The organism is Devosia sp. SL43 (assembly GCF_021729885.1).
Taxonomy (GTDB): Bacteria; Pseudomonadota; Alphaproteobacteria; order Rhizobiales; family Devosiaceae; genus Devosia.
In genome coordinates this window covers 3,455,701-3,477,891 of the sequence record NZ_CP063401.1, presented here as the reverse complement: position 1 = coordinate 3,477,891, position 22,191 = coordinate 3,455,701, and the positions used below count along the sequence as shown (strand labels likewise).

23 protein-coding genes are annotated in these 22,191 nt (G+C 62.9%); 14 read left to right on the top strand and 9 right to left on the bottom strand.

Annotation, left to right across the window (positions count from 1 at the left end; all coding sequences use genetic code 11):
* The 7 genes from ligD (at position 1) to IM737_RS17015 (ending at position 9,205) form a co-directional block, all read left to right on the top strand.
* The gene (ligD, locus tag IM737_RS17045) at positions 1–2,430 is read left to right on the top strand and encodes a DNA ligase D (RefSeq protein ID WP_236895997.1); all 2,430 of its coding nucleotides are present in this window, start codon (positions 1–3) and stop codon (positions 2,428–2,430) included.
* A 40-nt stretch (positions 2,431–2,470) separates the two neighbouring features.
* The gene (gene ku, locus IM737_RS17040) at positions 2,471–3,376 is read left to right on the top strand and encodes a non-homologous end joining protein Ku (protein WP_236895994.1); all 906 of its coding nucleotides are present in this window, start codon (positions 2,471–2,473) and stop codon (positions 3,374–3,376) included.
* 6 nt (positions 3,377–3,382) lie between these two features.
* A complete protein-coding gene (locus tag IM737_RS17035; protein WP_236895992.1) occupies positions 3,383–4,456 on the top strand; it encodes a tetratricopeptide repeat protein in 1,074 nt (357 codons plus the stop codon).
* A 147-nt stretch (positions 4,457–4,603) separates the two neighbouring features.
* The gene (locus IM737_RS17030) at positions 4,604–5,248 is read left to right on the top strand and encodes an alpha/beta hydrolase family protein (protein WP_236895990.1); all 645 of its coding nucleotides are present in this window, start codon (positions 4,604–4,606) and stop codon (positions 5,246–5,248) included.
* Positions 5,245–6,018, top strand: a complete 774-nt coding sequence (locus IM737_RS17025) for an exodeoxyribonuclease III (RefSeq protein ID WP_236895988.1) — start codon at positions 5,245–5,247, stop codon at positions 6,016–6,018. Before IM737_RS17030 ends, IM737_RS17025 begins: the two co-directional genes overlap by 4 nt.
* Positions 6,019–6,229: 211 nt before the next feature.
* Positions 6,230–7,273 (top strand): LacI family DNA-binding transcriptional regulator, encoded by a 1,044-nt coding sequence (locus IM737_RS17020; RefSeq protein ID WP_236895985.1) that lies wholly within the window; start codon positions 6,230–6,232, stop codon positions 7,271–7,273.
* A 24-nt stretch (positions 7,274–7,297) separates the two neighbouring features.
* Positions 7,298–9,205: a glycoside hydrolase family 127 protein gene (locus IM737_RS17015; protein ID WP_236895983.1), complete on the top strand. Its 1,908-nt coding sequence runs from the start codon at positions 7,298–7,300 to the stop codon at positions 9,203–9,205.
* A 93-nt stretch (positions 9,206–9,298) separates the two neighbouring features.
* Here the strand turns inward: IM737_RS17015 and IM737_RS17010 are convergent, their stop codons facing one another.
* Positions 9,299–9,691 (bottom strand): PRC-barrel domain-containing protein, encoded by a 393-nt coding sequence (locus IM737_RS17010; RefSeq protein ID WP_236895981.1) that lies wholly within the window; start codon positions 9,689–9,691, stop codon positions 9,299–9,301.
* Between the two features lie 157 nt (positions 9,692–9,848).
* On the opposite strand from IM737_RS17010, the gene IM737_RS17005 reads away from it, so the two are divergent.
* Both IM737_RS17005 and IM737_RS17000 read left to right on the top strand, forming a co-directional pair.
* Positions 9,849–10,106 carry a hypothetical protein gene (locus IM737_RS17005; RefSeq protein ID WP_236895978.1) on the top strand — a complete coding sequence of 86 codons (258 nt, stop codon included), beginning with the start codon at positions 9,849–9,851 and terminating at the stop codon, positions 10,104–10,106.
* The gene (locus tag IM737_RS17000) at positions 10,106–10,432 is read left to right on the top strand and encodes a hypothetical protein (RefSeq protein ID WP_236895976.1); all 327 of its coding nucleotides are present in this window, start codon (positions 10,106–10,108) and stop codon (positions 10,430–10,432) included. Before IM737_RS17005 ends, IM737_RS17000 begins: the two co-directional genes overlap by 1 nt.
* A gap of 55 nt (positions 10,433–10,487) precedes the next feature.
* Here the strand turns inward: IM737_RS17000 and IM737_RS16995 are convergent, their stop codons facing one another.
* From IM737_RS16995 to IM737_RS16985, 3 genes are all read right to left on the bottom strand, one after another.
* Entirely contained in the window at positions 10,488–11,156 is a 669-nt protein-coding gene (locus tag IM737_RS16995; protein ID WP_442874214.1) for an OmpA family protein, read from the bottom strand.
* Positions 11,157–11,256: 100 nt separating this feature from the next.
* Positions 11,257–12,027 (bottom strand): SDR family NAD(P)-dependent oxidoreductase, encoded by a 771-nt coding sequence (locus tag IM737_RS16990; protein ID WP_236895971.1) that lies wholly within the window; start codon positions 12,025–12,027, stop codon positions 11,257–11,259.
* 162 nt (positions 12,028–12,189) lie between these two features.
* Positions 12,190–13,512, bottom strand: a complete 1,323-nt coding sequence (locus IM737_RS16985; RefSeq protein WP_236895970.1) for a hypothetical protein — start codon at positions 13,510–13,512, stop codon at positions 12,190–12,192.
* A 331-nt stretch (positions 13,513–13,843) separates the two neighbouring features.
* Between IM737_RS16985 and hemA the strand changes: the two genes are divergently transcribed.
* On the top strand, positions 13,844–15,124 hold the full coding sequence (hemA, locus tag IM737_RS16980) for a 5-aminolevulinate synthase (protein ID WP_236895968.1): 1,281 nt from the start codon (positions 13,844–13,846) through the stop codon (positions 15,122–15,124).
* Positions 15,125–15,164: 40 nt separating this feature from the next.
* Positions 15,165–15,620: a GNAT family N-acetyltransferase gene (locus tag IM737_RS16975; protein ID WP_236895965.1), complete on the top strand. Its 456-nt coding sequence runs from the start codon at positions 15,165–15,167 to the stop codon at positions 15,618–15,620.
* 3 nt (positions 15,621–15,623) lie between these two features.
* Here the strand turns inward: IM737_RS16975 and IM737_RS16970 are convergent, their stop codons facing one another.
* The 4 genes from IM737_RS16970 to mscL form a co-directional block, all read right to left on the bottom strand.
* Positions 15,624–16,355: a phosphotransferase gene (locus IM737_RS16970; protein ID WP_236895964.1), complete on the bottom strand. Its 732-nt coding sequence runs from the start codon at positions 16,353–16,355 to the stop codon at positions 15,624–15,626.
* Positions 16,356–16,399: 44 nt separating this feature from the next.
* Positions 16,400–17,170, bottom strand: a complete 771-nt coding sequence (locus tag IM737_RS16965; RefSeq protein ID WP_236895962.1) for a hypothetical protein — start codon at positions 17,168–17,170, stop codon at positions 16,400–16,402.
* Between the two features lie 61 nt (positions 17,171–17,231).
* Positions 17,232–17,867 carry a response regulator transcription factor gene (locus tag IM737_RS16960; protein ID WP_236895960.1) on the bottom strand — a complete coding sequence of 212 codons (636 nt, stop codon included), beginning with the start codon at positions 17,865–17,867 and terminating at the stop codon, positions 17,232–17,234.
* Between the two features lie 275 nt (positions 17,868–18,142).
* On the bottom strand, positions 18,143–18,526 hold the full coding sequence (gene mscL, locus IM737_RS16955; protein WP_236895959.1) for a large-conductance mechanosensitive channel protein MscL: 384 nt from the start codon (positions 18,524–18,526) through the stop codon (positions 18,143–18,145).
* Positions 18,527–18,698: 172 nt separating this feature from the next.
* On the opposite strand from mscL, the gene IM737_RS16950 reads away from it, so the two are divergent.
* The 3 genes from IM737_RS16950 (at position 18,699) to IM737_RS16940 (ending at position 21,988) form a co-directional block, all read left to right on the top strand.
* Positions 18,699–20,318: an ATP-binding response regulator gene (locus IM737_RS16950; RefSeq protein WP_236895956.1), complete on the top strand. Its 1,620-nt coding sequence runs from the start codon at positions 18,699–18,701 to the stop codon at positions 20,316–20,318.
* Positions 20,319–20,402: 84 nt separating this feature from the next.
* Entirely contained in the window at positions 20,403–20,765 is a 363-nt protein-coding gene (locus IM737_RS16945; RefSeq protein WP_236895953.1) for a YciI family protein, read from the top strand.
* Positions 20,765–21,988 (top strand): RNA polymerase sigma factor, encoded by a 1,224-nt coding sequence (locus IM737_RS16940; protein WP_236895952.1) that lies wholly within the window; start codon positions 20,765–20,767, stop codon positions 21,986–21,988. The genes IM737_RS16945 and IM737_RS16940 overlap by 1 nt, the downstream gene beginning before the upstream one ends.
* Here IM737_RS16940 and IM737_RS16935 read toward each other — a convergent pair.
* A complete protein-coding gene (locus IM737_RS16935; RefSeq protein ID WP_236895950.1) occupies positions 21,985–22,188 on the bottom strand; it encodes a hypothetical protein in 204 nt (67 codons plus the stop codon). The genes IM737_RS16940 and IM737_RS16935 overlap by 4 nt on opposite strands.
* Positions 22,189–22,191 lie beyond the last annotated feature (3 nt).

The window sequence follows — 22,191 nt, the reverse complement described above, 5'->3', positions numbered from 1 at the left end:
GTGGCGGACGATAAGCTCAAGGCCTATCGCGGCAAGCGCGATTTCTCCAAGACCGCCGAACCGGCGGGGGCCCAGGCTGACGAGGGCAACCGGTTCGTGGTGCACAAGCACCATGCCACGGCCGACCACTATGACCTGCGGCTGGAACTGGGCGGCGTGCTCAAAAGCTGGGCGGTGCCCAAGGGTCCATCGCTCAATCCGGCGGACAAGCGCTTTGCCGCGGCGACCGAAGACCATCCGGTCGAGTATATCGACTTCGAGGGCGTGATCCCGGCGGGCGAATATGGCGGCGGGCCAATGATCGTCTGGGACACCGGCACCTGGGCGCCGATGGGCGATCCGGTCGAAGACCTCAAGAAAGGCGCGTTCAAGTTCCGGCTGGTCGGCGAAAAACTGCGCGGCGGCTGGATGCTGGCGCGGCTGAAGGGCAAACCGGAGGATAAGGGCAAGGAAGGCTGGATCCTGTTCAAGGAACGGGACACGGCCATGAGCACCGAGGGCGACATTCTCGTCGACCGGCCCGAAAGCGTAAAGACCGGGCGGCGGATCGAGGAGCTGGTGGCCCCGCCCCCTGCCCCGGTCAAGCGCACCAAACCGCAGCCGGGCAAGGTGGCCGGCGCGGTCAAGGCACCGATGCCGCTGACGATGGAATTGCAACTGGCGAGCCCGGCCGAGAAGGTGCCGCGCTACAGCGATGGCACGGCCTGGCTGCACGAGATCAAGTTCGATGGCTATCGCACTTTGGCGTTTGTCGAGAATGGCGGCGTCCGCCTCATCACCCGGGGTGGGCTGGACTGGACCAAGCGCTATGGTGACCTGCCGCATACCTTTGCCGAGCTCAACTGCAAGGACGCAGTGATCGACGGCGAGATCGTGGTGCTGGACGAGAAGGGCATCAGCCGCTTCGGCAAGCTGCAGGATGCGCTGTCGGAGGGTGCGGGCAACAAGCTGGTGTTCTACGCCTTCGACCTGCTGCATCTGGACGGCTGGGACCTGCGCAATGTTTCGCTGATCAAGCGCAAGGGTCTGTTGGCGCAATTGCTGGGTGGGCCGTCGGGCAGTTCGGCGATCCAGTATAGCGACCATGTGGAGGGCGACGGCCAGGGCATTTATGACCTCGCTTCACAGCAGGGGCTGGAGGGGATCGTCTCCAAACGCGCCGATGGCAAGCATGTCGATGGGCGGTCATCCAGCTGGGTCAAGATCAAGGCGCTCAAGACGGGCGACTATGTGATCGGCGGCTATAGCGAAAGCGCGGCCAATGGCGGCATCGGCGCACTGGCCATGGCCGAATGGGTCGGTGACGAACTGGTCTATCGCGGCAAGGTGGGCACCGGGTTCGACGCGAACAGCATGCGCGATCTGATCCAGCGGCTTGAAGCCTTGCGCATCGATGAACCGCTCGAGGGCGCGCCCAAGGAAATCCTGCCGGTGCGGCCGACGCTGAAGGCGCGGGTGCAATATGCCACAATCACCGCTGACGGCATGCTGCGCCACGCCGTGTTCAAGGGCCTGCGCGAGGCGGAGCTGACGACGGCCGTGACGGCGCCGCGCAAGCGGATTATCTCGGATGCCGACCTCGCCGGCATCTGGGTGACCAACCCGACGCGGCGGCTGTTCGGCAAGTCGGGGCCGACCAAGCTGGAGATTGCGGTCTATTATGCCGCTGTCGGTGACTACATGCTGCCGCATCTGTTCAACCGACCGGTGTCGCTTTATCGCTGCCCCACGGGCAAGGACTGCTTCTTCCAGCGCCATCCGTTCACCGGCATGCCCGGTGGCATCGACAAATTCGATACCGAGAATTCGGACGGCGAGAAGCAGACCTATATCTCGGTCGAGAACGCCAAGGGCTATCTGGCCCTGGCGCAGTTCGGGGTGGTGGAATTCCATGCCTGGGGCACCCATGCCAGCCATATCGACAAGCCGGACCGGGTGATCTTCGATCTCGACCCGGGCGAAGGCGTACAGTGGCGTGATGTCGTCAATGCCGCGGTGCACCTGCGCGGCGAGCTCGAGGGCATGGGGCTGGTGCCCTTCGTCAAGACCTCGGGCGGCAAGGGCATCCATATCGTCGTGCCGACGACGCAGAAGCTGACGTGGAAGAAGGCGCACGCCGCCTGTGCCAGCATTTCGACCAAGCTGGCTGCCACCGGCAAGGACACGTTCGTCACCACCATGGGCGAGCAGAACCGCAAGGGCCGCATCTTCATCGATTATCACCGCAATGCGCGCAGCGCGACGGCGGTTGCGGCCTATTCGCTGCGCGCGCGGGCGCATCTGCCGGCCTCGACGCCAATCGAATGGCGGGACCTGGAGTCCATCGACTCTCCAGCAGACCTGAATTACTCTTCTCTTCCGGGTTTATTAACCACGTCGGGGGACCCGTGGGCTGACATTAACGAGTCAGCACGTGATCTGCCCGCATGAATATTTGTCGAGTTGCTTTAGTTTTGCGTAGGAGGCGGCAATGGCGCCAAGAGCGAGTTGGAAGGGCCATATTCGGCTGAGCCTGGTAAGCTGTGCGGTGAAGATGTTTCCCGCCACGAGCGCGTCCGAGCGCATCGGCTTCAACCAGTTGCACAAGGACACCCATAACCGGATCAACATGAAGCCGGTTGACCCTGAACTGGGTCTGGTCGAACGCAGCGATCTGGTGCGTGGCTACGAGTACGAAGACAAGCAATACATCATCATCGAGGATGAAGACCTCGATGCTGTCAGGATCGAATCCAACCACACGATGAATATCGAGGCTTTCGTCGACGAAAGCGAAGTCGATGTCATCTATCAGGACGCGCCCTATTACCTGGCGCCCGATGGGGCGATGGCGGAGGAGACCTTTGTCGTGCTGCGCGAGGCCTTGCGCAAGAGCGGCAAGGTAGCGATTGCGCGCCTCGTGCTGTCGAGCCGCGAGCGGGTGATCACCATCGGTGCGCGCGAAACCGGCATGTTCGTGACCACGTTGCGCAACCCCAACGAGGTGCGCGCCACGACCGAATATTTCGGCAATATCCCGGTGGGCAAGCCCGATGCGGAAATGCTCGATCTGGCACAGAAGCTGATCGACCAGAAGGTGACCAAGTTCGATCCCAAGGATTATGAGGATCGCTACGAGGTGGCCTTGCTGGCCATGATCAAGGAAAAGCTCAAGGGCCACAAACCAATCATTGCAGCGGCGCCCGAACGCGGCAATGTTATCAACCTGATGGATGCGCTAAAGGCGAGCCTGGGCGAGGCGAAGCCGGCGGCCAAGAGCAAGGCCAAACCGGTGGCCGAGCCCAAGGAATCCGCTGCCAAGGCATCGCTCAAGGCTGCTCTCGAAGCATCCAAGGCCGCCACTCCAGCAAAGGCGGCGCCCAGAAAGAAGGCCTAACCACGCATGCGGGCAAGCGGAGAAAGCTATGGCGTCATCGGGGCGCTCAAGGCCTTCCCGCTGCGGCTTGCGGCCAAGAGGGTCGCCTCGCTTGGCGGGCGCCTGCATCGCAGCATAACGCGTGGCACCACATCGGTCGTGTTCGGCAGGACACTGTTGTCGCGGCAGGGTGAAGCCGAGATCGAGCATCGGGTGGAGCTGGCGCGTGAGAGCCAGGCGCATCTGCTGAGCGAGAATGGCTTTTTGCGAGTGCTCGGAAGCCTCGCCAAGACCCCGCCCGCCAATATCAGCCGGCAATCGATGCTCGACCAATCCAAGCTCGGTGGCGAGGTGCTGGACCTGCTCACGCTGTTCGATGCGTTCGAGCATCACGCCGAGCCGTACTCGTTTCGCGATGTGATCCTCGCCAAGAAATATGCCGGGCTGGTCGCGTCAGGCGCTGGCTGGAGCGCCATTGCGCGGTCGGTCCACCAGATCGGGCCGGTGGGCTCGCTGACGGCGCTGACGCTGCAGACTGGCGAGAACAAGATCCTGGCGCGCGACAGCCATTCGCTGGCCGAACTCGACGGGCAACGGCTGCTGGCCTTGCCCGAGACGGTCGACGAGGCCGAGGACTATTTCGGGCTGGCCGAGAATGCCGAAGCAGCGGAGCTGTTTGCCGAGGCGGCGACGCTCTACGGGCATTGCTCTGGCATCGACAATACCGACGCGACCTCGGCGTTCAATCTGGGCAATTGCCTGCGCAAGATCGACGACTTTGACGGCGCGTCGCTCGCCTATGTGACGGCACTCAAGCGCGACCCGCTGTTCATAGAGGCCTGGTTCAATCTGGGCGGGGTGCTGCGCGATGTCGGCAAGGTCGACGCGGCGCGGCAGCATCTGGCCAAGGCCGCTGCCCTCGATCCCAGCTATGCCGACGCGATCTATAATCTTGGTGCACTGGAATATGACGCCGGGGATCTGGCGACGGCGCGGGACTGGTGGCGGAAGTATCTTGAGCTGGATGATGACAGCGACTGGGCGAGACGGGCGCGGGCGGGGATTGGGCTGGCGAACCGTATGTTGAACAAGGTGGGGTGACACGCCTCGTGGTTCGAGGCGCCAAACGGCGCACCTCACCATGAGGCTACTGAAACACCGCAGGAGTGGCCCTCATGGTGAGGTGCGAGCCCTTGCGAGCCTCGAACCACGAGGGCGTGGCGCGATGGGAGCTAGACAGGATGAGCCATGCCCACCAATTTCCTCTTTGACGGCCCGGAAGATGCGCGCGTTACGATCCTCCTCGCCCACGGCGCCGGCGCTCCGATGGACTCGGCCTCGATGAATGCCACAACCAAAGCCCTGGCCGCCCACGGCTTCCGCATTGCCCGCTTCGAGTTCGGCTACATGGCGAGCCGGCGGACCGATGCCGGCAAGAAGCCGCCGCCGCGGGCGGATAAGGTGATGCCGGAATTCATCGCTGCTGTGGACGATCTGGGGCCGACAAATGGGCCGCTGCTCATTGGCGGCAAATCCATGGGTGGGCGCGTCGCCAGCATGGTCGCCGATGCGCTGTTCGATGCGGGGCGGATCGCAGGGCTGGTGTGCCTGGGCTATCCGTTTCATCCGCCGGGCAAGCCGGACCAGTTGCGCACGGCGCATCTGCTCGATCTCAAGACACCGACGCTGATCTGCCAGGGGACACGGGACGAGTTCGGCGTGCGCGACGAGGTCGAGACCTATGGGCTGTCGCCCAAGATCGAGTTGCTGTGGCTCGAAGACGGCGACCATGATCTGAAACCGCGCAAAGCACTGTCCGGCTTTTCGACGGCCGATCACCTCAAGACCGTCGCAACCGGCCTCGAGGCCTGGGTGCAGCGCGTCGCCAAGTGAAGATCGCCACCTACAATATCAACGGCGTCAACAAGCGGCTGGCCAACCTGATGGACTGGCTGGGCGACGCCGCGCCGGATGTGCTCTGCCTGCAGGAACTCAAGGCGAGCGACCGGCAGTTTCCGGCCACCGCTTTCGCCGATGCCGGTTATGGCGCGGTGTGGCTGGGCGAGAGTTCGTGGAATGGCGTGGCCATCCTCGCCAAGGGCACCGAGCCGGTGCTGACGCGCACCGGCCTGCCCGGCATGGAGGGCGACAAACAGGCGCGTTATATCGAGGCGGCCGTCAATGGTGTGCTGGTGGCGTCGCTCTATGCGCCCAATGGCAATCCGCAGCCGGGGCCAAAATTCTCGTACAAGCTGGACTGGACCGAGAAGCTGGTCGCCCACGCGGCGGAGCTGTTCGAGACGGGATTCCCCGTGGTGCTGGCGGGTGACTACAATATCGTCCCCGAACCGCGGGATATCTACGAGACCAAGTCCTACAAAGATAACGCCCTCGTCCAGCCGGCGAGCCGGAAGCTGTTTGCGGTACTGCTGGAACGGGGCTGGACCGACGCGATCCGGGCGGTCTACCCCGACGAAACCATCTACACGTTCTGGGACTATATGCGGGAGCGCTGGCCGCGGAATGCTGGGCTAAGGCTCGACCATCTATTGCTGAGTGGCGACCTGGCCGCAGCGCTTGATGATGCCGGGGTGGACCGGGAGGTGCGCGGTGCCGAGGGCGCGAGCGACCATGCGCCGGTGTGGATCAAGCTGGACATCTAGCGCCCCCCTCCCCGTGCAATTTCGGCATTTGGGAGTTGTGCAGCGGCGCCGGCTATGGCAAATATTCGCTTGAGAAAACCTTTTCCCAATTTCGTTCGACGGGTATCTGCTCCGTCGTGAGCGAGATTGCCGCCGCAAGGCAGCAAGGGCGGCGGCACTCCCTTGCCGCCGCTCACTCCATTTCGTCGCGCCCGCGCGCCAACAGGATGCCATGACCACTGAACCGACCGACCTGCGCTATCCGGAGCGGGCCACCATCCGAGATGTGGCGGAGCGGGCTGGCGTGTCGATCGGCACGGCGTCAAAGGCGCTCAACGACAATGGACGACTGAAGCGCGAGACGCGGGACAAGGTGATCGCGGCGGCGCAGGAGCTGGGCTTTCGCCCCAACGCCATGGCGCAAAGCCTGCATCGGTCCAAGTCGATGACTGTCGGCATCCTCTCCACCGACAGTTTCGGTCGATTTTCGTTCCCGATCGTGGAAGCGCTGGAGGAACGGCTGGCCGAGCATGGCATCGCCGTCTTCATGTGCAACGCCACCGACGATCCGGCGCGGGAGAAGCAGCATCTGGACCAGTTGCTCGGCAAGCGCATCGATGGGCTGGTGGTCACCGCACGACGTTCTGACATGCGCCCAGCCATCGCGGTGCCGGGCAAATCGATGCCTGTTATCTACGTGTTTTCGCAGACCGACGATCCCGATGCGCTGTGCCTGGTGCCCGACGATTTCGGCGGCGCGGTGCTGGGCGTGGAGCATCTCATCGCCAGCGGGCGCAAACGCATCGCCCATCTCACCGGACCCGACACATTCGAGGCCGTGACGCTGCGCAATCGGGGCTATCGGGCTGCGCTGGGCAAGGCCGGGCTGCCGGAGATTGCAGGCTATGTGCGTTACGGCAAATGGTCGGAGGCCTCGGGGCGCGACGCGGTCGACGCGCTGTTTGATGGCAAGTCCGAAGTGCCCGATGCGCTATTCTGCGGCAATGACCAGATCGCCCGTGGCGCCACAGACGCGCTGCGCGAGCGCGGGCTGCGCGTGCCACAGGATGTCGCCGTGGTCGGCTTCGACAATTGGGACGTCATGGCACTGGCGGCGCGGCCGCCGTTGACCAGCGTCGACTTGAACCTGCGCGCGCTGGGCCGGGCTGCCGGCGAGCGCCTCATCGCCATGATTGCCGGGGAGCGCTTCAAGGGCGTCGAGCGGCTGCCATGCTCATTGGTCGTGCGGCAATCGTCCGACCCTACACAGACCTAAAAAGACTACTCGAGAGGAGACCCCATGAGCCGCTACGCCCCCGTCAACTTCCCCGCTGTCAAACTCGAGGGCAAGTTCTGGCATGAGCGGCTGGAGACCGTGCTGACCCGCACCATTCCCAGCCAGCACAAGAAGCTCGCCGAATACACCATTCTGGATTCGATCAAGCTGCCGAGCCCGCCGCCGCCGCTGCGCTTTCCACGCCACCCCAATGGCTTCACGGTGCAGGTGTTCTGGGACAGCGATGTCGGCAAATGGATAGAAGCTGCCAGCTATGCCCTCGCCCACCGGCGCGATGAGGATATCGAGGCCAAGATCGAGGCCATCGTCGATGACCTCGAAAAGGCGCAGGCCGACGACGGCTATCTCAACTGCTGGTATCTCGGACGCGAACCCGAGAAACGCTGGACCAACCTGCGTGACAACCACGAGATGTACAATGCCGGCCACCTGCTGGAAGGCGCCGTAGCCTATTTCCAGGTAACCGGCCGCCGGCGCTTCCTCGAGGTCATGGAGCGCTATCTCGACCACATCTACAGCCAGTTCGGCACCGAGCCAGGCAAGCGGCGTGGCTATGACGGGCATGAGGAAATCGAGCTGGCGGTGATGAAGCTCTACTATCTCACCGGCGACAAGAAGCACCTCGACTTCGTCACCTACATGATCAACGAGCGCGGCCGGCAGCCGCACTACTTCGATATCGAACGGCAGGCGCGGGAAGCTGGCGAAGGCAAGCAGCCCTACGTGTTCAGCAACTACGAATACAGCCAGAGCCACAAGCCGGTTCGCGAGCAGGACAAGGTGGTCGGTCATGCCGTGCGCGCCATGTATCTCTACACCGCCATGGCGGACCTGGCGGCCGAGATTGACGACCCAGACCTCAAGCATGCTTGCCAGGTGCTGTGGGACGACGTGATGGAAACCAAGATGTATGTGACGGCAGGCCTGGGGCCATCGGCACAAAACGAGGGCTTCACCCACGATTTCGACCTGCCCAACCAGACCGCCTATGCCGAGACCTGCGCCTCGGTGGCCCTGATCTTCTGGGCCCAGCGCATGCTGCACCTGGACCTCGACGGCAAGTATGCCGACATCCTCGAACTCGCCATGTTCAATGGCGCGCTGAGCGGGCTGAGCCGCGACGGCGAGCACTATTTCTATGCCAATCCGCTGGAAAGCGACGGCACGCCAACGCGTTGGGACTGGCACACCTGCCCGTGTTGCACGATGAATGTGAGCCGGCTGGTGGCTTCAGTGGGCGGGTATTTCGTCTCGACCGCTGATGATGGCGTGGCGTTCCACCTTTATGGCGGCATTGCCACCGACGCCGAGATTGCCGGCACCAAGGTGGCGCTGCGCGAGGTGTCGACCTATCCGTGGAGTGGGGACATCAAGATTCACGTCGACCCGGCATCGCCTGCTGCGTTTGACGTGAAGCTCCGTATTCCGGGCTGGTCCTCGGGGGCCAAGGTGTCGGTCAATGGTCAGGCGGTGGATATATCCAAAACCGTCAACGGCTACCTGACTATCAACCGGACATGGGCGAAGGGCGATGTGGTGAGCCTCGACCTGCCGATGCCGGCAGTGCGGCTCTACGCGCATCCAGGCGTCATCATGGATGCCGGCCGTGTGGCGCTGAAGCGCGGCCCGCTGGTCTATTGCATTGAGGAAGTCGACAATCCCGGGGGCCGTGTGCAGCGGCTCAAGCTGCCGCGTAGCGCGGAACTACAGGCCGAAACGCGCGCCGACCTGTTCGACGGCGTGGTGACGCTCAAGGCCAAGGCGCTGGCGATCAAGGAGGGCGACTGGAAGACGCTCTATCGCACGACACCGCCTGCGGATGATACGGCCACGCTGACGGCCCTGCCCTATTACTTGTGGGCCAATCGCGGGCAGGGATCGATGATGGTTTGGGTGCCGGAGGTGCAGTAGCGACTGTCCCCCACCTGATCGAAACAAAAATGCCGACGCCCCTTGAAGGGCGCCGGCATGGCAATCACTAGGTACTAAAATGCCTTGGCGGTGTCAGATCCAGTATGGAGCCACACCGTAATAGTCGTAGACGCGACGGCCGTTCTCGGCGGTCCAGTAGCCGTCGTCGTCGTTGTCGTATTTCGGCGCGCCCTCGAGCTGATCCTTGGTCACATCGACCCGGTAGCCGCCCAGGCTCTCGTCGTAGTTGAGCTTGGACCACGGCAGCGGATAGTGGTCGTGACCGATGCCAAGGAAGCCGCCGAAGCTCAGCACGGCATAGGAAACCTTGCCGCTGCGCTTTTCGACGAGAATGCGCTCGATCGAGCCAATGTGCTCGCCGCGCGGATCGTAAACCTTGGTGCCTTCGACCTTGTCGGAAGCGATGAGATCGTGGGTTTCCTTGACGTTGGCATCGGCGCCGTTGCGAATGTCTTCGTAAGCCATTTTCGAGCTCCTCTTCGGTTCGTGTGCAGGGTCAACGTCACGTCCGGCGATGGGGTTCCGGACCAAAAAAACGTGATTGGGCGCAACCAATTGGCTTCAGCCGGAACCGCCTGCGCAGCGGCGCATTGAGTCTCCACAATGTAAAAGGAGACGTGCCATGGTGTTCGACAGTCTTCGCGACCGCATGGGTGGTCATGACAATCTCAACCCCCACCAGATCGCTCACAACAGCCTGTTCACGGCCAAGGAAAAGATTGAGCTGCTGCATCAGCTCAAGGCCAATGTGACCGGCGCGCAGCAGGAAGGCGATGATGTCGGCTTCGATGCCGGGGAGATCGATGCTGCCATTGCCGAAGTGCGGCAGGGGGTACAGAGCGGCGCTGGTACCGATACCGTCATCAAGGGGGATTTCTGATGGCCACCGTACCCAATCAGGGCGCGCCCACAGTCGCCAGCGTCGACGCGCTGATCGACGAGAATGGCTCGCGCATTGACGTGCCAGACGGTTCGCCGATCAAGGTGGCGGGTGAGCATGAGGAAAGCGTCGCGGCGACCAGCCCGACCAACTGGTGGCTCTACGGCATTGTCGGCCTGGCCATCGTGGTCGCGGTGCTGTTCCTGATGCAGATGTTCCAGGGTGCGCCGGCAACGGATGTGCAGCCTGGTACACCGAGCGCCGAGAGTGTCGTGGCGCCGGCGGCCGAACCGGGTGTCCCGGTGGCAGTCCCAAGCACGCCATAGTCAACAAAAAAAGGCGCGACCCAATGGTCGCGCCTTTCGCATTCTGGTCGAACGATCAGCCGTTGATCGGGGCGATCTGGATTTCGACGCGACGGTTCTGGGCGCGGCCCTGCTCGGTGGCGTTCGAGGCGATGGGGGAGGATTCGCCTTTGCCTTCGATATAGAAGCGGCGCTGATCGATGCCCTGGTTGGCCAGGATGGTGGCGACCGAAACGGCGCGCTTCTGGCTCAGGCTCAGGTTGTAGGCATCGTCGCCCTGGCTATCGGTGTGGCCATAGACGTCGACGATCGACTTGTCGAACTTCTTGAGAACGAGCGCGACCGAAACCAGTGTCTGGTTGAAGCCGGGGTTCACGTTGGACGAATCCGTCGCGAAGGTGATGTTGGACGGCATATTGAGGATGATGTTCTGGCCAACGCGGGTGACCGATACGCCAGTGCCCTGCAGCTGGGCGCGCAATTCAGCTTCCTGCTGGTCCATGTAGTTGCCGATGGCCGCGCCGGTGAGGCCGCCAACGCCGGCACCGATCAGCGCGCCGATGCGCGGATCACCGCCGACCGCGGCGCCGACCAGGGCGCCCGCAACCGCGCCGCCACCAGCACCTATCAGCGTGCCGCCGGCCGTATTGGAAATCTGCGACTGGCCCGTATAGGGATTGGTGGTGGTGCAGGCGGTCAGCGCCAGCGTCGCCGCGATCGCGACGAGAAACTTCGACTTCATTATTGGTATCCCCCTGAAGGATTCGTGAGTGGCCCGTAGGTGACCACTGAATAAGGCAGGACGGTGGTGAAGCAAAGGGGCTGAACGCAGGATGAACGGCGGTTCAGCTGTTCGCCCAGCCGCCATCGACCAGGAATTGCTGCGCCGAGATCATCGCGCTGTCTTCGGCCGCGAGGAAGAGGGCCATGCGCGAGACGTCATCGGGATAGACGCGGCCGGCCAAGGCCTGGCTGTCTTCGATCAGCCTTTCGCCGGTCGCATCGAGCCAGTGCGTCAGCTGTCGCTCGGTCATGATCCAGCCGGGCACCAGGGAATTGACACGGATGCCGGACTTGCCCAGTTCGCGGGCCATGGCGCGGGTCAGCCCATGGGTGGCGGCCTTGGCGGTCTCGTAGACAGGAATGCGCGGCGACATGATCATCCAACTGATCGAACCGGTATTGATGATCGAGCCGCGTCCGGCCTTGATCATCCCAGGTGCGACGGCCTGGATGGCAAAGAAGGCGTGCTTGAGATTGACCGCCATGCGATCGTCCCAATAGGCGGGGGTGACATCGGCCCAATCGTGGCGCTGGTCATGCGCGGCATTGTTGACGAGTACCAGCGCATCGCCATGGGCCTGGGCGAAATGGCCGATGGCCGCCTGATAGGCCGCGGTGTCTGTGACGTCGCAGCGTTGGAATTTCGCCTGTTGTCCTGCGGCGACCAGGTCGGCGGCCAGCGCATTGCCCTGCTCTTCGGCGATGTCGACGAACCCGACCTTGGCGCCCTGCGCTGCGAAATTCCGCACCAGCGAGGCTCCAATGCCCGAAGCGCCGCCGGATATGATGACGGGGCAATCGTTTAGGCTGGGATATTGGGCAAAGCTGGTCATTGAGGGATATCCCGAGAATACAGGCAGTCCCACTCAGATACCGTGCCGGCACCGTCCCCGCAAGTGCACTTTGATGTACGTACCTCATTTGGGCTTGAAGGCTCGCTGGCGAACGTCAACGGACCACGACGTTGTCGTGGTCCTCGAGTCTGACGTCTCGTCCTACATGCCCTCGACCGACGGCATCATCTTGTGCGGGGCAACGTCGCGGGCTTCGACCTCTTCGAGCAATCGCTCGATCTTTTCGACGTTGGCGATGTGACGGGTTTCCATCGAGAAACTGAGCGTCACATATTCGCGGCCGGGGCAGAAGGTGCAGATATTGGCGGCCGAATGCCAGGCGCCACAGTAGATCGGCTCGACCATGCCATTGGTCATTGGCCCATAGGTGCGGTGCGGCGGCACCAGGGTCAGCACAATATGCAGGCCACCATTGAAGCGCCAGAAGCGGGTGCCCGGCAGGAATTTGGCGAGGCGATTGACCCGACGGACCGCCCTGAACATCGAATTGATCATCACCTGGAACTTGGTGATGTCCTTCTGCTCGATTTGGGCAACGGTGTCGTCGACAGCGCGGACATATTCGACGAAGTCTTCATTGACGGTGAACTTGGCTTCCAGTGCCCGTACGCGGAAGAAGTCGTCGTCGGTGCTGTTCCGCGTGGTATCGAGCATAGTGTAAGCCGCGCCGATCACCTTTTTGCTCAGCAGCTTTTCCTCGCCCTCGCCATTGAGAGCATGGGTGACGAGGGCAAACATCAGCGAGCGCTGGCGCACGCCGAGCTTATTGGCGAGCAGGCGAAGCCGGTGCCGCTTGATAGCGAGCGTCTTGAAGCCCCATGGCTTGTCCGCCGGAGCCAGGATGTTGGCGAGCACGATGTAGATGAAGGCCATCATGCCGCCGCGGAAGGCGCTCTTGAGGCGCGTGCCCAATGGCAGCTTGTTCTGCTTGTCGGACATGGTGCCGTGACCGGCCGAAGCCGAGCGGGTCAGCAGGGCAGAATCCGAGCCTTCCATCAGGGCATGGCTGGAGCGCACCTGAATGACGGATGCCCGCCCCTGGGCATCGGGACCACCACGGCGTACCGCCGCCATGACGCGGAACAGCGGCAGGTCATCATGGGCAAAGATGTCGCTGGACTTGCTCAGCCACTTGTCAGGATAGCCATCTAACTCGTCGACCACCTCGACCGACGTGATGGCGTCCAGCATCTGCTTGGGAAAGGGTTCGCCCGGACGGGCGCCGACAAAGCCGTGCGTCAGTTGCGGCGCTAGAGTGACCATTTCGGCGACGAGATTGCCCAGGCCATCCTTGTCATAGGTGGTCTTGGAGAAGGCTGTGAAGAAGACAGTGTCCCGCCCTTCGTACAAGAACCACTGAAAATCGGTGAACAGCGCCTGCGGATCGCGGCTGACGGCAGCACGCGCCAGTTCTAGAGCATTGCTATTCTCACCGGCGAAACTAGAAGACGAAAAGCTCTTCACTTACTCACCCCTCGACAAACCCAATTCGGGCTTTTTTGTGATGGTAGTACCAGAGGGGCCGTACGGCAACCTGTTGGCGCACCCTCAGTTAATTCGTGAATACTGAGCCGATCACGAATGGGAGATGAACGGGCCGTTCATGCAACTGCGAACTTCTGGCGCATTGGCAGCCAGCATTTTGCAGTTTAGAACGGCTCTGATGTTGCGGCGCTTAGGCAGCAATAGAACGGGTCGACGCGTGGCGATTTGACCTATGTCAAGGCGCCGGGGTGAGCACTCGGTAGACTGGTGATATCGGCGGTGAAGCCGGTTCCGGGCGAAGGGCATGTGAATGGATTACCGCAGCATATTCGAAGATGCGGTCGACACGCTTCGTGCCGAGAAGCGCTATCGCGTGTTCGCCGACCTTGAGCGCATTGCTGGCCAGTTTCCCAAGGCCATCTATCGCGACGACGCCGACAACCAGCGTGAAATAACCATCTGGTGCTCCAACGACTATCTGGGCATGGGCCAGCACCCCAAGGTGATCGCGGCCATGCAGGAAACTGCGGGCCGGCTCGGCGTCGGCGCTGGTGGCACACGCAATATCTCGGGCACCAACCGTCCGCTGGTTGAGCTGGAGCGATCGCTCGCCGACCTGCATCGCAAAGAAGCGGCGCTGGTTTTCACCTCTGGCTTCGTCTCCAACGAGGCCTCGATCTCCACGATCGCCCGGCTGCTGCCCGACTGCATCATCTATTCGGACCAGCTCAACCACGCCTCGATGATCCAGGGCGTGCGCCAATCGGGAATGCAGCGGCAAATCTTCCGGCATAACGATGTGGCGCATCTGCGCGAGTTGCTGTCGCAGGCCGATCGCAAGCGGCCCAAGCTGATCTGCTTTGAGTCGGTCTATTCGATGGATGGCGATGTCGCCCCCATCGCCGAAATCTGCGCCCTGGCCGAAGAGTTCGGCGCGCTGACCTATATCGACGAAGTCCATGCGGTGGGCATGTATGGCCCGCGCGGTGGCGGCATTGCCGAACGCGACGGCGTGATGGACCGCATCGATATTGTCGAGGGCACGCTGGCCAAGGGCTTTGGCGCGATGGGTGGCTATATCGCCGCCAACAAGGCGATTGTCGACGCGGTGCGCTCCTATGCGCCCGAATTCATCTTCACCACCGCCCTGCCCCCGGCACTCTGTGCGGCGGCGCGGGCGTCGATCGAGCACCTCAAGGGAAACGGTCACGAGCGCATGTTGCATCAGCGCCAGGCGCGGCTGACCAAGGCAATCCTGGCTGATGCTGGCCTGCCGGTGATGGAAACGGCGACACATATCGTGCCGCTGATCGTGGGCGATGCGCGGGCTGTCAAGGCCGCGAGCGACATGCTGCTCGACAAGCACAATATCTATATCCAGCCCATCAACTATCCGACGGTGCCCAAGGGTACCGAGCGGCTGCGCATCACGCCGACGCCGCTGCATACTGACGAGATGATCTTCGCCCTGCGCCATGCGCTGGTCAGCGTCTGGACCAGCCTGGAACTGCCGCGCGAGCCGGCGGACGCGAAGATCACGGCGAGCAAGCTGACGAGTGGCGACTTGACACTGCCGACGATCGGCGGCTGAGCGGCTTGACCGGCCCCGGTCGGTCTCGCATGGTCGATTCATGACTTTCGACCTGTCCTTCAGAACCGCAACAACTATTGATGCCAACGCAATCCGCGATCTCGTTCGCGCGGCCTATGCCCGCTGGGTGCCCGTGATCGGGCGAGAGCCGCGCCCGATGCTGGCGGACTATGACAAAGCCGTCCGCGAACACCGGATCGACCTGCTGCGCGCGGATCACAGGCTCGTCGGCCTAATCGAGACCGTCCTGCATGACGACCAACTCTGGATCGAGAACGTAGCTGTCTCGCCCGACGCGCAGGGCCGCGGTTATGGGCGTCGATTGCTTGAACATGCCGAGCAAGTCGCGGCGGAGGCCAGTCGTTCGGCGGTACGCCTGCTGACCAACGAGGCCTTCGCGTCCAACGTGCGGCTCTACCAGGGTCTGGGCTATGTGGTCGAGCGCAGCGAGCCGTTCATGGGCGGCAACACACTCTACATGTGCAAGATGCTGTAGCGGCTAAACCGCGCGAACCAGAGCGAGTTGCCTTTTGGAATGATCGTCATCCCAGCAGACGGCAGCTTCCCAGGCGGCTGAAGCCTGTTCGGCGGTGTCACGCGCGATGCCTTCGAGGTCGCCTGCGTTATGAGGCAGCACAAGGTCGAGATCGGGGACATCGACATGAGCCTCGTCCCAGTCGATCAGCGCGACCTGACTTGCCGACATGAGTACGTTGCCCGGATTGGGGTCGCCATGAACCGCGCATGTCGCTCGTCCAGTGAGCCTGGCCCACGCGGCCCGGCACCGAACTACCGCTTCGGGTGGCATGGCGGCGAGATTGATGCGCGTGCCGGTGTCGCACTGCAAAAGGTCCGTCGACGAGCGCCAGCCCGGACGCTGCGGCCAGCCCTGGGTCAATTGATGCAGCCGACGGAGCGTATCGGCGACGCGATGCCAGTCAGCCTCGGTCTCAGGTGGACCACCCTCCAGGTACTTCATCACCACCAGGCCATCGACGAACAGCCGACCGTCGGTTGTCGGGATCGGCGCCGGCACGGTCAGGCCGTGGCTGTCGAGGTACTGCAGCAGATTGGTTTCCCAGGCGAGATCGGCATCGCTCCGGGTGCCGAGACGACCGACCGCCAGGCGCCCATTGATGCGCAGGCTCCAGACATCGTTGGCAACCCCGCCAGCCAGACGTTCGATGCGAACGACGTCGCCGCCCCACTGCCCGAGCGCTTCCCATCCCATCGGCGACAATCCCAATCGACAAAGTAATTCGCGACCGGCACGGCCTAGACCGAGCCGATCACCGTGTCCATATAGAGGATGAGGTCGCGGCGACGCGCCAGCGGTGTCCTGTAGCCGGAACGGCCACCGGGTTCGATGCGCAGGCGCAGCGCTTCAGTAATGATGCGGCCATGGGCCGGGAATGCCAATAGGGCATGCTCGGCGGCGCCGCTCTTTGAAGGCACATGGCCGGTCTGGACTGTCGCATGAAGGCGGGCGACGCCCAGGGCGCCCCAGGTCACAGCATCATCGGAGAGCAACGCCATACCGGCCACCGAGGCCAGCCGCCGCCGCGTCTTGAGCCAGTTGCGCCAATATGACTGCTGCCGGCTATGTGCGATGGCCGCAGCGCGATCAGCCGCGAGCCACCGGCTATCGGGCTGCCGACCGCGTAGCGCGATGCCATGATCGGTCAGCATGAGCCAGGCAACCGGATGACGTTCGTCACCTGATGCGGCTCGCACGAGACCACCGCGCACGCTGATGCCCTCGCCTGCAGGCGGCGCGGACAGCTCGCCGGGCAGGAGGTAAATGCCGTCACAGTCAGGACGGCGATAAGGCTGCGCCAGCTGGGCGTGGATGGCGGAAAGTGTCGTGACTTCGGCCGGGGCGCCGAGCACGGCGACAAAATCGATATCGCTCAGCCCGTGTCGATAGTCGCCCTGGGCGACCGAGCCCGTCAGATAGAACGCTTCAAGCTGCCCGGGCAGATGCGTATCGAACAGTGCGATCAAGGCGGACGTCACCTGTCGCACATCCGTTGGAATATCCACCATTGCTCTCTCCTCGGCCCGGGAGGGAAGCAGGCAATTGGGAAGTTTGCGTGGCGTCAACTCGTCAGCTCGTCAGCACGATTCTCATCAGATCGGCCGTGTTGCGAGCGCCCAGCTTTTCCATGACGCGGGCCCGGTGGACCTCGATGGTGCGTGGGGAAATGCCCAGTTCACGGCCGGCTTCCTTGTTGGATTGACCGTTGGTGATCAGCTGGAGCACTTCGCGTTCGCGTGGTGTGAGCTGGGAGAAGCCGCGCACCTCGACCGGCCGGCGTCCGCCCTGCATGGCGCCCAGATGGACGTCGCGGCGCAGCGCATCGCGGATGACAGTGAGGAAATGCTCGGTGTCGATCGGCTTGCTGATGACGTCGGAGGCGCCCAGCTTCATCGCCGTCACCGCCGCCTCGACCTGTGGGTGGTCGGCCAGCATGAAGACGGGCGTACCGGTCCGCATGGCTTTGACCCGCCGCAGCAGGTTCAGTCCGCTTTCCTCGCCCACGCGGAGATTGAGTACGACGATATCGGGCCTTCGCCGATCCAAGGTCATGACGAACTGATTGGCGTCGAGTGAAAACGTGGTCTGGAAGCCCTCCAGGCGGAAGAGCACGCTCAGCGCCTCGCAGGTCGCCAAGTCGGGATCCACGATATGGATCAAGCGGTCGCGGTTCAAAAATGAATGATAGTAGATTTCTTCGCTCATGTTGCCTCTGCCCTTGGCAAGGTTCGCAATCGCAAAATCCCGGCAAAGCTCCGCCATTCATGGCACTGCCTATGGCAGCGCCGACGTCGGGCCTGACCTCCGGAGAATCGCAGAGGTAGTTTGCACTAAGGGTTCATGCCGTCCGACGTGAAATCTTCGTATGACCAACTACCTACAATATTGGGTATATATACCTACAATACAGCTGTCAATGACTTTGATCCTATCGCCAAGAAGCAGAAAGGGGCCAACCCTGACAGGTCGGCCCGCCTCGTTCAGCGCGGGTTGGCGCGCAGCAGATCGCGAATTTCGGTGAGCAGGACTTCTTCCTTGCTTGGGGCCGGCGTCGTTTCGACGGGCTCCTTGGCCGCTTCGCGCTTCAGCGAATTGATGCCCTTGACCACCATGAACAGCACAAAGGCAATGATCAGAAACTTGACCACGGCGTTGATGAAAAGGCCCACATTGATCGAAGCACTGCCAACGGTCAGCGCGATGCCGGAAAAGTCGATGCCGCCGATGAGAATGCCGATAATGGGCATGAAGACGTCATCGACAAGAGACGAAACGATGCCGCCGAAGGCAGCGCCGATGATCACGCCGATCGCCAGATCGACCATATTGCCCTTGATGGCAAAATCTCTGAATTCCTTGAACATTACAGGCCCTCTTGTACTGAATACCGCGCTTCCCCAGGCGGTCCCGCGCGACGCTGCGGGCATTAACAATTGATTAGCTGTGCCGCAATTGCAATGGGTCGAGAGTTGGTCTTGCGCAGGTTTGATCGTGGGCAGATAGTTCGGCACACTCCCAGGAAGGCAGAAAAGCCCCATGATGCCCCGCGCCGGCGACACGGCAACCAGCCTCAGGCAGGCGATCGACCACATCCCGCAGGGTATTGCCGTGTTCGATGCCGCCTTGCGGCTGAGCATGTCGAATGCGCGCTACAATTCGCTGCTGGCGCTGCCCGAAGAACTGGTGCGGACCGGCACGCCACTTTTCGATATTGCGCTGTTCCTGGGCGATCGCGGCGATTTCGGCGTGGGCGATGCGGCGAGGCTAGCCATCGAGCGGATCAACCTGCTGACGGCCTCGCCGGTGACGGTCACACAGCGCCTCGGTAATGCCGGGCAAACGCTGGAATTTCATTCGAGCCGACTGCCCGATGGTGGCCTGGTCATCAGCTTCGCCGACGTGACAGCGCGGGTTCGCGCCGAGCGGGAGCTGGAACGGGTCAACCAGTCGCTCGAAGCGCGCGTTGAGGAGCGCACCGCAGCGCTGACGCGGGTCAATGCCGAGCTCGAGAGTGCCCGCGCCAAGGCCGATGCGGCCAACCACGACAAGACACGTTTTCTCGCAGCGGCCAGCCACGACCTGTTGCAGCCACTCAATGCGGCGCGACTCTATACCTCGACGCTGATCGAGCGGGCCAAATCCACGGGCCTGGCCGATCTCGCCAATTCCATCGAAGCGTCGCTGACGGCGGTGGAAGAGATCATGGGGGCACTGCTCGACATATCCCGGATTGATAGCGGCGCGCTCAAACCGGCGCCGGCTCCAGTGGCAGCGCGCGACCTGCTGAAGAAGATCGAAGTGGAGTTTGGACCCATGGCGCGCGAGCGTAATATCTCGCTGCGCATCGTCGCCACCGGGGCCAGTGTGCTGGTAGACCGGACGCTGGTGGGTCGCATCGTGCAGAACCTGGTCAGCAACGCGATCAAATACACCAATCCGGGCGGCAAGGTGCTGGTCGGGCTGCGGCGGCGCGGCAGCCGCATGCGGCTTGACGTCATCGATACCGGCATCGGCTTCAACAAGGATCAGCACCGGCTGCTGTTCGCCGAATTCTCGCGGCTGGAGCGCGGCGCCCGCATGGCGCAGGGGCTGGGCCTGGGGCTATCCATTGTGCAGCGCCTGGTGGCTGCCCTGGGGCTGACGCTGGAACTCGATAGCAAGGAAGGTCGCGGATCGCGCTTTTCGCTGTTCCTTCCGGCAACGCGCAGCATCAAGGCCGCGCCCGAGGCGCCGCAGCCGACCGAAACCAGCTTTGGCACGCTAGGGCTCAAGGTGCTTTGCGTCGACAATGAGCGGGCGATCCTGGAGGCCATGGAGGGCCTGCTGAGCCATTGGGGCTGCGATGTGCGGACGGCCCTGTCACTCAAGCAGATCGACCGCGAGCGACTGCTGGAGGGATGGTATCCCGATCTCGTCTTGATGGATTATCACCTCGACCAGACGTCAGGCCTCGATGCGATCGAATGGCTGCGGCACAACCTGGGTGGGCACCTCCCTGCCGCCCTGGTGACTGCCGATCGCAGCCCGGCCGTGCGGACCTTGGCTGAGGAACGTGGCATCGCGGTTGTCACCAAGCCAGTCAAGCCGGCCGCCCTGCGCGCCGCTATCAGCGGGCTGGCCAATCAAAGCCGCAGCCCTGCCAAGCGCGCGAGCTAGTCTCCGATTTGTCGCTCTTCCGAGTGTCGAATCCCCTATCTGCCGTTCGACCAATGGCGAACGGATCGGAGAAAGGACCTTCAAATGCGCTATCTGTGCCTCGTCTGCTTTGACGGCAATGAACTCAACACCATCGACGCCGAAACCTGGAAGCAGTGCCAGGTGGACTCTGCGGCCTATGACGAGAAACTGCTGCGCAGCGGTCACATGGTGCATGCAGAGGCGCTGCAATCGATTGAGACCGCGACCACGGTCCGCGTCCGCAATGGCAAGCTATCGGCCACGGACGGGCCATTCGCCGAAACCAAGGAACAGGTGGCCGGCTTCATCTTGATCGAGGCGGCAGACCTCAACGAGGCCATCCGCATTGCTGGTGGTATTCCGCTGGCACGGATCGGCAGCGTCGAGGTGCGCCCGGTGATGGACTTCAAGTCGGGCCTGGGCTAGTGGCCGATTTTGCAGCGATCTATCGGGCCGAAGCGCGGCCGGTGCTGGCGACGCTGATCCGGCTGCTCGGCGGGTTTGATCTGGCCGAGGAGGCATTGCACGATGCCTGGCTCGCCGCGCTCGATCAGTGGCCGCGCGAGGGCGTGCCGCGCAATCCGAGATCGTGGCTGGTATCGACCGGGCGGTTCAAGGCGATCGACAAGCTGCGGCGCAAGGCGCGGTTCGATCGATCGCAGGACGAGTTGATCCTGCGCATGGACGTGCCGGACGAACCATTCGAGGTGGAGCCTCAGACCATCGTCGACGACCAGTTGCGGCTGATCTTCACCTGCTGCCATCCGGCCCTGGCGCCGGATGCGCAGGTGGCGTTGACGCTGCGGGAGATAGCCGGGCTGACGACCGAGGACATCGCGGCGGCGTACCTCACCAAGCCCACGACGATCGCCCAGCGTATCGTGCGGGCCAAGGCGAAGATCCGGGATGCGCGGATACCCTATGAGGTGCCCGAGCCGGCGGAGCTAGCGGACCGGCTGGAGACCGTGCTGCATGTGCTCTACCTGATCTTCAACGCCGGCTATTCGGCTCCATCAGGGTTGGTGCCTTTGCGCACCGACCTGTCGTCCGAGGCGATCAGGTTGATGCGGCTGGTCAACGATCTCATCGATGAACCGGATGCCAAGGGTCTGCTGGCGCTGATGCTGCTCAACGATGCCCGACGCGACGCGCGGCTGGATGTGGCGGGCGAGCTGGTGCCGCTGGATGAGCAGGACAGGGCCCGCTGGAACCGGCCTCAAATCGACGAAGGGGCGGCGCTGGTTGCGCAGATTTTCGCAGAGCGGCGGCTGGGCGCCTATTCCATCCAAGCCGCGATTGCAGCCGAGCACGGGCAGAGTGCCACGGCTGAAGCGACTGACTGGCAACGGATCGTTTCGCTCTATGACTTGCTGCTGCGACTTGAGCCCTCGCCCATCGTCGACCTCAATCGGGCTGTCGCGGTGGCGATGGCGCATGGTCCGGAGGTGGGATTGGCTATCGTTGACAGGATTGATGCGGACGGCAGCCTGTCGCAGTTCCACCTGCTACACGCCACGCGCGCCGACCTGTTACGGCGCGCGGGGCGAACGCATGAGGCGCGCACCGCCTATGCCGAAGCCATCGCACTCAGCCAGCAGGAGGCCGAACGGCGGTTTCTGCAGCGACGGTTGAATGGTCTGCCGTCTTAGGCAGCGCCGGCGCAAATTCTTGCCGCCTCGATTTCCACGTCGCGCGGATCGACCGTAGCCGCAGTCGCCAGAGCCCGGTCCTCGATCTCGCCGCTAATGATCGAAACACAACGATCAAAGCCTGTCGGCTTGTTCGTCACGGCGATCATGACACCGACCGCACCGACAAGAATGGCCAGAACAATGGATGCGGTCTTCATGCG

Excerpts from the sequence above, each read along its gene's own strand:
- ku (WP_236895994.1), top strand. The coding sequence starts at position 2,471 with ATGGCGCCAAGAGCGAGTTGGAAGGGCCATATTCGGCTGAGCCTGGTA.
- IM737_RS17035 (WP_236895992.1), top strand. The coding sequence starts at position 3,383 with ATGCGGGCAAGCGGAGAAAGCTATGGCGTCATCGGGGCGCTCAAGGCC.
- IM737_RS17030 (WP_236895990.1), top strand. The coding sequence starts at position 4,604 with ATGCCCACCAATTTCCTCTTTGACGGCCCGGAAGATGCGCGCGTTACG.
- IM737_RS17020 (WP_236895985.1), top strand. The coding sequence starts at position 6,230 with ATGACCACTGAACCGACCGACCTGCGCTATCCGGAGCGGGCCACCATC.
- IM737_RS17015 (WP_236895983.1), top strand. The coding sequence starts at position 7,298 with ATGAGCCGCTACGCCCCCGTCAACTTCCCCGCTGTCAAACTCGAGGGC.
- IM737_RS17010 (WP_236895981.1), bottom strand. The coding sequence starts at position 9,691 with ATGGCTTACGAAGACATTCGCAACGGCGCCGATGCCAACGTCAAGGAA.
- IM737_RS17005 (WP_236895978.1), top strand. The coding sequence starts at position 9,849 with ATGGTGTTCGACAGTCTTCGCGACCGCATGGGTGGTCATGACAATCTC.
- IM737_RS17000 (WP_236895976.1), top strand. The coding sequence starts at position 10,106 with ATGGCCACCGTACCCAATCAGGGCGCGCCCACAGTCGCCAGCGTCGAC.
- IM737_RS16990 (WP_236895971.1), bottom strand. The coding sequence starts at position 12,027 with ATGACCAGCTTTGCCCAATATCCCAGCCTAAACGATTGCCCCGTCATC.
- hemA (WP_236895968.1), top strand. The coding sequence starts at position 13,844 with ATGGATTACCGCAGCATATTCGAAGATGCGGTCGACACGCTTCGTGCC.
- IM737_RS16975 (WP_236895965.1), top strand. The coding sequence starts at position 15,165 with ATGACTTTCGACCTGTCCTTCAGAACCGCAACAACTATTGATGCCAAC.
- IM737_RS16970 (WP_236895964.1), bottom strand. The coding sequence starts at position 16,355 with ATGGGATGGGAAGCGCTCGGGCAGTGGGGCGGCGACGTCGTTCGCATC.
- IM737_RS16965 (WP_236895962.1), bottom strand. The coding sequence starts at position 17,170 with ATGGTGGATATTCCAACGGATGTGCGACAGGTGACGTCCGCCTTGATC.
- IM737_RS16960 (WP_236895960.1), bottom strand. The coding sequence starts at position 17,867 with ATGAGCGAAGAAATCTACTATCATTCATTTTTGAACCGCGACCGCTTG.
- mscL (WP_236895959.1), bottom strand. The coding sequence starts at position 18,526 with ATGTTCAAGGAATTCAGAGATTTTGCCATCAAGGGCAATATGGTCGAT.
- IM737_RS16950 (WP_236895956.1), top strand. The coding sequence starts at position 18,699 with ATGATGCCCCGCGCCGGCGACACGGCAACCAGCCTCAGGCAGGCGATC.
- IM737_RS16945 (WP_236895953.1), top strand. The coding sequence starts at position 20,403 with ATGCGCTATCTGTGCCTCGTCTGCTTTGACGGCAATGAACTCAACACC.
- IM737_RS16935 (WP_236895950.1), bottom strand. The coding sequence starts at position 22,188 with ATGAAGACCGCATCCATTGTTCTGGCCATTCTTGTCGGTGCGGTCGGT.